At 36.3% G+C, this 10,677-nt stretch carries 8 protein-coding genes; 6 read left to right on the top strand and 2 right to left on the bottom strand.

Annotation, left to right across the window (positions count from 1 at the left end; all coding sequences use genetic code 11):
* Positions 1-186: 186 nt before the first annotated feature.
* The gene (locus tag B3P17_RS05420) at positions 187-1,377 is read right to left on the bottom strand and encodes an L-serine ammonia-lyase (protein WP_252639305.1); all 1,191 of its coding nucleotides are present in this window, start codon (positions 1,375-1,377) and stop codon (positions 187-189) included.
* Between the two features lie 611 nt (positions 1,378-1,988).
* On the opposite strand from B3P17_RS05420, the gene B3P17_RS05415 reads away from it, so the two are divergent.
* From B3P17_RS05415 to B3P17_RS05390, 6 genes are all read left to right on the top strand, one after another.
* Positions 1,989-3,278: an MFS transporter gene (locus B3P17_RS05415; protein ID WP_291104229.1), complete on the top strand. Its 1,290-nt coding sequence runs from the start codon at positions 1,989-1,991 to the stop codon at positions 3,276-3,278.
* 316 nt (positions 3,279-3,594) lie between these two features.
* Complete coding sequence (locus tag B3P17_RS05410; protein WP_252639303.1) at positions 3,595-5,721, top strand: Tex family protein; 2,127 nt, start codon at positions 3,595-3,597, stop codon at positions 5,719-5,721.
* Between the two features lie 107 nt (positions 5,722-5,828).
* A complete protein-coding gene (locus B3P17_RS05405) occupies positions 5,829-6,002 on the top strand; it encodes a histone H1 (protein ID WP_006842762.1) in 174 nt (57 codons plus the stop codon).
* Positions 6,003-6,117: 115 nt separating this feature from the next.
* On the top strand, positions 6,118-6,915 hold the full coding sequence (locus tag B3P17_RS05400) for an inositol monophosphatase family protein (RefSeq protein WP_252639302.1): 798 nt from the start codon (positions 6,118-6,120) through the stop codon (positions 6,913-6,915).
* Positions 6,916-7,050: 135 nt separating this feature from the next.
* Positions 7,051-7,809: an NYN domain-containing protein gene (locus tag B3P17_RS05395; protein ID WP_006842764.1), complete on the top strand. Its 759-nt coding sequence runs from the start codon at positions 7,051-7,053 to the stop codon at positions 7,807-7,809.
* A 146-nt stretch (positions 7,810-7,955) separates the two neighbouring features.
* Positions 7,956-9,002, top strand: a complete 1,047-nt coding sequence (locus B3P17_RS05390) for a carbohydrate porin (RefSeq protein WP_252639301.1) — start codon at positions 7,956-7,958, stop codon at positions 9,000-9,002.
* 174 nt (positions 9,003-9,176) lie between these two features.
* On the opposite strand, the gene B3P17_RS05385 is transcribed toward B3P17_RS05390, so the two are convergent.
* On the bottom strand, positions 9,177-10,292 hold the full coding sequence (locus B3P17_RS05385) for an AAA family ATPase (RefSeq protein ID WP_252639300.1): 1,116 nt from the start codon (positions 10,290-10,292) through the stop codon (positions 9,177-9,179).
* Positions 10,293-10,677 lie beyond the last annotated feature (385 nt).

Below are 10,677 nucleotides of genomic sequence, written 5' to 3'. Positions count from 1 at the left end.
TCAACCATTGAAGCCGACAGGATACGAATATTGTCTGCCGCACGGTTAAGTAAATCGATTGATGTCATAGTGATATGGTTATTTGTAAATTGATTTCATTTACAAAAGTAATGAAATATACATGTATATTAAAATAAAATAATATTCAAAAAAGGCAAATTTTGTCTCTCTGCTTAATTCTTTTTGCTAATCAAGGTTTATTGCAAGTCCCCCCATTGATGTCTCTTTATAGAGGCTCGGTAAGTCATGTCCGGTTTGTTGCATCGTACGAACAACTTTATCAAAATTAATAAGGTGTTTCCCATCCGATAACATTGCGAACGAACATGAATCGAGGGCTCTGGCAGCAGCAAAAGCGTTTCTTTCAATACATGGGACTTGTACCAGTCCGCACACGGGGTCGCAAGTGAGTCCCAAGTGGTGTTCCAATCCCATTTCGGCAGCATACTCTATTTGCTGAGGTGAGCCTCCGAATAGTTGGCAAGCCGCACCTGCTGCCATTGCACATGCTACTCCAACTTCTCCTTGGCAGCCGACCTCTGCGCCCGATACTGATGCGTTAGTCTTCACGATATTACCTATAAGTGCTGCTGTAGCAAGGGCTCTTACTATTTTTTGATCACTGAAATCGTGGTTTATTTTTAGGTGATACAATACTGACGGAAGAGTTCCGCTTGAACCACATGTAGGTGCTGTAACAATTACATTGCCGCTTGCATTTTCTTCCGACACAGCAAGTGCATAAGAGTATATCTGTGCTCTGCTTTTCATTGAGCCTTGATATCCTTTGGCTTTTATGCTATACATCGAGGCTTTTCGTTGCAATCCCAATCCTCCCGGAAGCAGTCCTTCTGCGTCGATCCCTCTGTGTATTGCAGCTACCATCGTTCTCCATACTTCCAGAAGATAATTATATATTTCTTTGCCTTCGGTATCTTCTACATATTCCCAAAATGTTTTGCCTGTTTCGTGGCACCATTGCAGGATTTGCTTCATCGTATTTTTGTCGTACAATTTTTCCTTATTTACTTTGCTATTCCCATCCGATAGGTCTCCTCCGCCAATGCTGTATACAATCCATTCTTTTATGGGCTGCTCGTCTGCAATAGCTTCGAATTTCATGCCGTTGGTATGGTATGGTAAAACAATCTCAGGTTGCCATATAATTTCTGTAGGGTAGGGAAGTAAGGTGTTTGTGATAGCTACATCGGTCATGTGACCTTTTCCTGTAGCTGCAAGGCTTCCGTATAATGTAACTCGGAACGATGTGGCGTCCTTATTTTCCTCTTTAAACATCAAAGCGGCTTTTTGTGGAGCCATTGTGTGGCTACTCGACGGGCCATGTCCGATTTTATATAAATTGCGAATCGATTCCATAATATTTATTTATAAGCTATAACAATTCTTCTTTTCTACTGTTCAGTTCTTAGTTAGAGCACAAAAATAGCAATATTAAATATTGTTAATCCTATAAAAGCAGGAATTAAGATATTTTACTATTATTCCTGTTTTTATAAGAATTCTCAAAGAGTAAGTTTTTATGTCATTTGTATATTTTTTTGTTATAATTAGCGGTTGGGTTGAAGTTAATTATTTGATAATCTGTTAGTCATTCTTAAGGTGTTTTGGAGTTGGATACAAAAAGACATAAATAAACAGGAACTTGTCGGCAATATGATATAAAAAGAAATGATATTTTGATCTAAAAATACATGTTGTACAACACGTTTTTTTATGGATGACAGCTGAAAAGAGATAAGTATTTTTACATCGATTTTATACAATAACAATCTTCACTTAACCTAAACGACCATGAGTTTTTGGATACTAACCATATCCAAATGAGAATCAAAGGGTAATTGAGTTTTGTTTAGTTTAATTACTCTTTGAATTCTCAGAGTTAAGTGCAGAAGATCGACCTAAAGAAGAATGAAATTTGACTAAAACTATAAAAATAAAACAATCTAACTAAATGTAAAAACTTAATCATGAGTAGTACGGAGAAAAAAAATTACTTGTTACCCATCATTGTGATGATCCTGCTTTTCGGGATGGTCTCATTCGTAACAAATCTAGCAGCGCCGATGGGTGTTGTTTTGAAAAACCAATTTGGAGCTAGTAACGCCGAAGGTATGCTAGGTGTGCTTGCTAACTTTATAGCGTATGCATTTATGGGTATTCCTGCTGGTATCTTGTTGAAGAAAATCGGATACAAGAAAACAGCACTTATCGCTATCGTTGTTGGTTTCGTTGGTATTGGTATTCAATACTTGTCAGGAGGAGCTGGTAGCTTTGCTATATACCTAATTGGTGCATTTGTTGCAGGTTTTTCTATGTGTATGTTAAATACAGTAGTAAACCCTATGTTGAACACTCTTGGTGGAGGTGGTAACAAAGGTGGTGCATTGATACAAACAGGAGGTACTTTCAACTCATTGTGTGGTACACTGGTTCCAGTTTTAGTGGGTGTTTTCGTTGCTGACGTGACAAAGGCTAACATTAAAGATGTATACCCTGTTATGTATATTGCTATGGGTGTTTTTGCTTTCGCTTTTATTATTCTGGCATTGGTTCAGATTCCGGAACCTCATATGGAAGTGAAGAAAGCAATTGACAACGTAAAAGACAAATATAGTGCATTATCTTTCCGTCACTTTGTATTAGGTGCGATCGGTATCTTTGTATATGTAGGTGTTGAAGTTGGTATTCCAGGAACATTGAACTTATTTCTTGCAGATAAATCGATTGCAGGGTTGGATGCAACATCAGCAGGTTTTGTGACGGGTACGTATTGGTTCTTGATGCTAATCGGACGTTTCTTCGGAGCTTCTATTGGAAGTAAAGTATCAAGTAAGTCAATGCTTACTGTTGCAGCCGGTTTAGGTCTTGTATTAGTTTTATTAGCGATTTTCCTTCCTATAACTACAAGAGTGTCAATGCCGGTATTCCAAAGCATTAACGGTAGTCTTTCATTCGGTATGATGCAAGTGCCTATCAATGCAATGTTCTTGGTATTGTGTGGACTTTGTACTTCTGTAATGTGGGGTGGTATCTTTAATCTTGCAGTAGAAGGACTAGGTAAATATGTAACAACAGCATCGGGTATATTCATGACATTAGTTTGTGGTGGAGGTATCTTACCACTTCTTCAAAACTTCCTAGCTGATAGCGTTGGTTATATGGCAAGTTACTGGGTAGTATTTGTTGGATTGGCTTATCTATTATATTATGCTGCTATCAGTAGCAGAAATGTAAATACAAATATTCCTGTAGAATAATAATACTGGATATAAAATATATTATAAAAGCCTGCTGAATCATTTAGCAGGCTTTTATGTTTTTATTCTTATGGATAATTATCTTATAATAATACGGATTGCTTCTTAGACCAACTCATAAGGAGCTATATTTAGCGTGTTATTTTTATTCAGATTAACTTATGATTCATTTTTTATTTAATCGCTTTATATTTGTATTGTTAAAATTGAGATCGTATTATAGAAAGGTGACAAATAAAAATGAGTAGAAAGGTGTTACTTTTGTTACTTTTTAACAAAAAGTTGAAGAATAAAGTATATTGAAATAAAGAAAACTATGTCAATTAAAAGTATAATTGCTTCGACCTTAAATATTAAGGAGTCTCAGGTGTCTAAAACTGTAGATTTACTCGAATCGGGTGCTACAATTCCTTTTATCAGTCGTTACCGTAAAGAGGTAACCGGAGGCCTTGACGAAGTTCAGATAACTGCAATAAAAGAGCAGAATGATAAACTAAATGAGCTCGTAAAACGTAGGGAAACAATTTTAAAGTCGATAGAAGAGCAGGAAAAGTTAACACCTGAACTGAAAAATCGCATAGAGAATTGTTGGAACTCATCGGAACTTGAAGATATTTATTTGCCATATAAGCCAAAACGCCAAACACGAGCTGAAATAGCAAGGAAGAAGGGGTTGGAGCCTTTAGCGAATATTATTATGCTTCAGCAAAGGATTGATGTGCAGTCTAAGGCTCAGGCTTTTGTTAAAGGGGATGTCAAGGATGTAAAAGAAGCTATTGCCGGAGCATGTGATATAATTGCCGAACAGATAAATGAGGATGAATATGCCCGTAATTCTATTCGCAACCTTTTTCAGCGTGAGGCAGTTTTAACATCAAAAGTAGTAAAAGGAAAAGAAGAAGAAGGGGATAAATATCGAGATTATTTCGATTTTTCAGAAAAACTGAATAAAGTTCCTTCTCATCGGATATTGGCTATACGCAGAGGTGAATCGGAAGGTTTTCTCAGGGTAAATATTGCACCCGACGAGGATGCCGCCTTAGAGAGGTTGGATAAACGCTTTCTTAAAGGAGATAACGATAACGAAGCAACGAACTATGTTGCTGATGCAATCGAAGATGGTTATAAACGCCTCTTGAAACCTTCGATAGAAACAGAGTTTGGCGCCTCGTCGAAAGAGAAAGCAGATGAAGACTCGATACATGTATTTACCGAAAATCTCCGCCAATTACTGCTTGCTGCTCCATTAGGAGAAAAGAGAGTATTGGGTATCGATCCCGGATATCGTACAGGCTGCAAATTAGTGTGTCTTGATGCTGAGGGTAATTTGCTTCATAATGAAACTATATATCCACATCCTCCTCAGAAAGAGATGTCTAAAGCAGGGAGTAAGGTGGTGAAATTAGTAACGACTTATAATATAGATGCTATTGCCATAGGAAACGGAACAGCAAGCCGTGAGACAGAATACTTTATCACAAATCTTCGCTATGAGAAAGAAGTGCAGGTGTTTGTCGTCAGTGAGAACGGAGCATCTATTTATTCTGCGTCAAAGGTTGCGAGAGAAGAATTCTCGGACTATGATGTTACGGTAAGAGGTGCCGTGTCGATTGGTCGCCGATTGATGGACCCATTGGCCGAACTTGTAAAAATAGACCCGAAGTCGATTGGAGTAGGTCAATATCAACATGATGTGGATCAAACTAAGTTGAAAAAATCATTGGATCTTACCGTAGAAAGTTGTGTAAACCTTGTTGGAGTAAACGTTAATACTGCCAGTAAGCACCTTTTGACTTATGTTTCCGGTTTAGGGCCTGCTTTGGCTCAAAATATTGTAGACTATCGGGCTTCTAATGGAGCATTCCGATCTCGTAAAGAACTGATGAAAGTGCCTCGTATGGGTGAAAAGGCTTTTGAGCAGTGTGCCGGATTTTTGAGAATAGCGGGAGCTGAAAACCCTTTAGATAATTCTGCCGTACATCCTGAAAGCTACCATGTAGTAGAAAGTATGGCTAAGGATCTTAAGTGTACGGTAAAAGATTTGATCGATAATAAGGACTTGAAGAAGTCTCTTAAGCTTGAAAAATATGTATCGGATAAAGTTGGTTTGCCGACTTTAAATGATATAATAGAAGAACTGGATAAGCCCGGACGTGATCCTCGTAAGGGTATTAAGGTTTTTGAGTTTGATCCGAATATAAAAACGATAGAGGATCTCAGAGAGGGGATGACATTACCGGGTATTGTGACTAATATTACAAACTTCGGGTGCTTTGTGGATGTGGGTATAAAAGAAAATGGTTTGGTGCATGTCTCAGAACTGGCTGACCGCTTTGTTTCCGATCCGACAGAGGTTGTTTCGTTACATCAACATGTGGAAGTCAGGGTATTGTCTGTTGACACATCTCGAAAAAGAGTTCAACTATCAATGAAAACGGCATAAAATAACAAGAAAATTATGTTTTTAAGCCTATTTTTAAACTCTGGTTCGTTATAATTGTTATTAAAATCAGATTATCTTTGTCTGAACTTTTTTAAATAGAAAAACAAATGAAAAATTTAGTAGAAAAATTAAATCAAGATTTTGCCGCATTCTCTAAAGACGCAGCTTCACAAATCGAAAACGGTAATAAAGCAGCTGGCCAACGTGCTAGAAAAATTTCACTTGACATAGAAAAAGCTCTAAAAGAGTTTCGTAAACAGTCAATTGAAGCAGCTAAATAAAAGCATAATGCAATATTGCACGGAGGCTGTCTCATTTTAGATTTGAGATGGCCTTTTTAATTTATTAGCTTTAGATGTTAATTATATTATTGCTCCTATAATTAAGGGTTAGATTATGAATTTAGAATTTCTTACATCAGAAGTCTGTAAAATAGCTAAAGAAGGAGGGCACTTTTTAGCACAAGAAAGGAAAACCTTTCGTAAGGATAGGGTAGAGGAGAAAAATGCACATGATTATGTTTCGTATGTTGACAAGGAAACAGAAAGGCTATTAGTTGCCAGATTGTCACAGCTTCTGCCTCAAGCGGGGTTTATTACGGAAGAAGATACTGTTGCTTTCGAAAAGAAAGATTATTATTGGGTTATCGATCCTTTGGACGGTACTACCAATTATATACAAGACAATGCTCCTTACTGCGTGAGCATAGCTCTGACTACTGATGCCGAAATATTGTTCGGTGTGGTTTACGAAGTCTGTAGAGATGAATGCTTCTATGCTTGGAAAGGTAGTAACTCTTTCCTGAATGAGACCCAAATACGCGTTTCTGATAGGGACAATATGAGTCAAGCTTTTATCGGCTTAGACCTTCCTTATAATGCAGGGGATTACAAACCGGTCGTTAATCATTTGATGGATTCATTGTATGGGAAGGTTTCGAGCGTGCGGATAAATGGTTCAGCTGCTATGTCGATGTGTTACGTTGCCGCAGGGAGGTTTGATGCATGGGCTGAAGCATATATTAAACCGTGGGATTTTATGGCAGGGGCATTGATTGTGCTTCAAGCCGGAGGGGCTGTTACTAATTTTAAAGGGAGTTCTTTATTCAGGAAAGGCCATGATATATTGGCATCCAATTCATTGCTTCATAATGATATGTTAGAACTACTCGCTCCATTTAAGGACTCTTTGTGATTGTTTTATTTGTTTTAAAGAAAATAGTTTGTTAAAAATATTATGCTACAATTGGACTTGTTAGTAGGATAAGTTTTATAAATTTGAACTATCAATATACAGATACGCTATACCTCCAAAGCTAAATTAAAATATATGATAGAAAAGAGAGATTTAAACTTGGCTGTACTTATCGATGCCGATAATGTGCCTTACTCGAATATAAAGGGCATGCTTGATGAAATTGCTAAAATAGGTGTGCCAACTATCAAAAGAATTTATGGGGACTGGACAAAGCCTAGCGTTTCGGGGTGGAAGCAACCTTTGTTGGAGCATGCAATAACTCCAATACAGCAATATAGTTACACAACAGGTAAAAATGCTACCGATTCAGCAATGATTATCGATGCCATGGATATTTTGCATGGCGGTCGGGTTGATGGTTTCTGTCTGGTATCCAGCGATAGTGATTTTACGCGTTTAGCCGTGAGGTTGAGGGAGTCCGGTATGCAGGTAATAGGTATTGGAGAAAAGAAAACGCCCAGTCCGTTTATTGTAGCTTGTGATAAGTTTATTTATATAGAGATTATCCGAGATTCAGATGATAATAACGAAACGGAGTCTCCTGCGTCTACAGTTAAGAAACAACAAGAAAAGACTGTTGAACCTGTAAATAAAAAGTTGATAAATCTATTGAAGAGTACTATTAGAGACCTCGCTGATGATGATGGGTGGGCTTATTTGGGGGATATGGGTAATCTCGTTATAAAGAAGCGTCCTGATTTTGATTCACGAAATTACGGCTTTTCAAAGCTTGCCGCCTTGGTTAAAGCTCAGAGTAAGCATTTTGAAATGGATGAGCGCAAGAGCGAAAAGGGACATTCGCGTTTGGTATTTGTTAAAATAAAGGAATAATTTTATATTCTCGTTCTTTATTTATTATTAATACTATTCGCCTCTATTAAGAATAATATTAATTTTTTATATGTTTATTGGGCTGTTGTTTAGTCTGAAGAATATATCTTCGCACCCTGAATATGAGAATATTTAAAAGCTGCACAATGAAGAAAATTTTTATTATATGTATGTCTTTATGTTGTTTTATCTCAATTAGGGGACAAGATCAAATACTAAAGTATGAAGTAAACAATGTAGGAGAACTACAATACAATATAACAGATGCCCGCGAAAAAGATGTGAAGTATGTGAATTTATTGAGCATGGAAGCTTCCCTTAGAACAGATAAATGGTGGAAAAACGGATCATTTGATATTGCATTTTGGTCGGTAGGAAGAACATTCTCTCAAAATATTGCAAATGATTTTTTAACCTTTTCCAATATAGAAGAAGATAACTTTTGGCTTGTTTGCTCAAAATTTGGTTATCAGCAAACCTTCGGAGACTTTAGTTTGTTTGCAGGAATACGAAATATGAACTTAGATTATTTTAATAGCCCGTATTCTTCTTTCTTTACAAATAGTTCGGCAGGAATCTTTCCAACTATCTCTATCAACTATAGTGTACCAAATTATCCACTTGGGGCTATCGGACTGCATACAGAATATATGAAAGGAACTATTAATATAAAAAATTCATATTATAATAATTTAGATAATATAAATAAAGGATTGGTTTTTAATTTAAAATTTAATCCAAAGGAATATGGATTCGTCAATATCACTCAATTTGCATATATGCCTGTAGATGGGTTTTATGCCGGAGGAGTGGCTTTGAATAAACTCCCCGAAGAGTCTTTGAAATATTCATTGTATATGTTGGCCGAACAAACTATACTGAAAACGGGTAAACAAAATCTAGGTGTTGTCGCTCAGTTGGGATATGCTCCAAAGAAAAGCAACGAATGTTATTTATATTATGGGGTGGGAGTTGTTCTAGATAATTTATTCGGAAGAGATGGCGGAGATATTATAGGATTAAATGCTTTCAGAGCAAATACGTCACAAGGAGCAGAAACGGCTTTGGAAATGTCATATAAATATATAATTACTTCACATATTTCGATTCAACCCGCATTGCACTATATACATACGCAGGGTAAAGATGATTTGGTTGGACTTCTCCGTGGAAGCTTTACTTTTGGAAACTGAGGTTATTACTTTTTTGATACTGTCGGATATATTATCAGTCTTAGCGTGTGGAAAGTATAAATTTTATTATCTCTTATTTTCGGGATAATCAGAAAAAATATAGGAATAGAATTTCTATTCCTATATTTTATTTTTCTTTATCTAGTCTTTAAAGTATTTTAATCATCGAATTTACTATTCTACAATATATTCTACCTCATGAGCTTCTACCAATTGTGGAATTTCTAACTTTTGTAGCATTTTATCCAATACTTTTTCAGGTAAAACATCCTCTCTATTTAGATTCTGAGCACGCCATTGGGCGTAAGGCTTTTCTAAATATACTATTTTGACTTTTGCATCATATAAAGTAAAAAGATCTACTAATTGTTGACGCATTAGCCGTGTAATATTAGTTGCATTCCAAATGAAATTTTGTCCTTTTCGAAGATATACGCGAGCTTGTTCTTTTGCTTCTTGAACTACTTTTCCTGTAGTAGATCTATCTGTTGGACTTAATTTATACTTTTTGCGAATAGCATCGAGGCTTATAACTGGAATGTCTGTATTTAAAGATTGTATATAGTGATCTTTTCCCATCCCTGGTAGACCTGAAAGTATTGTAACTTCACTTTTGAAATTATCAAACGGAACATAGCCGATATATCCGTCTATCGAGTCAAAATATTGAAATCGTGTATTCGGATTTTCAAACTCTAATGCTTTTCCCCAACATTCCTGCTCTTTACAAAACAGTTCAAAAAGCTCAAGAGATTCAAGTAATTGAGGTAAGTTATTACATATTCTTCCTTTGGCATCAGCTTCGGCTAGTGTTTTTAATTGCGAAGTGCTTATCCTTAAGGACACTTCATGGATCTTTTTTGCAGGTTCTACCTTTTCTAATAGCCAAAGAGGCAGGCCATGGTAACGTACAAAGGATGCAATTCTTTCACGGATATGAAACGGTGTAGGGACATCTCGAAATAAGACTGTACGTGCTGTATATTCTCCTCTCCGAGCATGTCCATTTGCTGATACCTTGCCAAAACCTTCGTCAAGAGATGTTGAACGTTTTTCTACATCATGCAACAGGGCACTTACCCAAAGTACTTCTTGATCCTGTTCCGATAGGGATTTATATTCTTCCGATTTCGTCAATTCATCTAAGACCATCTGTGTATGAGTTGCTACGTTACCTTCTTTATGATGTACCTTATGTTGAGGCACCTCTTTCATATCCTCTACCCAATCAAATTTCTTTTCAAGGGCATTCCAATTTTTATCTTGTGTTAATTTCCAAATTTTTTCCATAATTTTTTAGTTTTATTCAGCCGGAAGAATCATCCCCATATTAACGAGTTTTTTCCAAACTGACATTTCTCGTTTTTAATTGCGAGCCCAACGGGTATTTGTTTTTTCAATTCAATGCATATGATTTAAGTAGTCATTAGATATAGCTCTATAAGGATGAAAAGACATACATAATCATATTTTTGTGAAAATATAATGCAATTGTTTTAGTTAATAAAATGTATAATAAGTGTAGCCCGTGAGGTAAGACTCAAGAAGGGGTAATAAAAGGAAAGAATTCCAGTATGATACTGAACAATTACATAACTTTATTTTCTGAAAAATGAATAAATTGATTCTTACAAAGGTATAAAGATTTTTTAACTAAACAAAATTGGGCTAAGTT

It is taken from the genome of Dysgonomonas sp. UBA7630 (assembly GCF_002483985.1).
Taxonomy (GTDB): Bacteria; Bacteroidota; Bacteroidia; order Bacteroidales; family Dysgonomonadaceae; genus Dysgonomonas.
Note: the sequence above shows the minus strand (reverse complement) of the source record. Positions and strands in the feature narration are given on the sequence as shown.

Excerpts from the sequence above, each read along its gene's own strand:
- B3P17_RS05420 (WP_252639305.1), bottom strand. The coding sequence starts at position 1,377 with ATGGAATCGATTCGCAATTTATATAAAATCGGACATGGCCCGTCGAGT.
- B3P17_RS05415 (WP_291104229.1), top strand. The coding sequence starts at position 1,989 with ATGAGTAGTACGGAGAAAAAAAATTACTTGTTACCCATCATTGTGATG.
- B3P17_RS05410 (WP_252639303.1), top strand. The coding sequence starts at position 3,595 with ATGTCAATTAAAAGTATAATTGCTTCGACCTTAAATATTAAGGAGTCT.
- B3P17_RS05405 (WP_006842762.1), top strand. The coding sequence starts at position 5,829 with ATGAAAAATTTAGTAGAAAAATTAAATCAAGATTTTGCCGCATTCTCT.
- B3P17_RS05400 (WP_252639302.1), top strand. The coding sequence starts at position 6,118 with ATGAATTTAGAATTTCTTACATCAGAAGTCTGTAAAATAGCTAAAGAA.
- B3P17_RS05395 (WP_006842764.1), top strand. The coding sequence starts at position 7,051 with ATGATAGAAAAGAGAGATTTAAACTTGGCTGTACTTATCGATGCCGAT.
- B3P17_RS05390 (WP_252639301.1), top strand. The coding sequence starts at position 7,956 with ATGAAGAAAATTTTTATTATATGTATGTCTTTATGTTGTTTTATCTCA.
- B3P17_RS05385 (WP_252639300.1), bottom strand. The coding sequence starts at position 10,292 with ATGGAAAAAATTTGGAAATTAACACAAGATAAAAATTGGAATGCCCTT.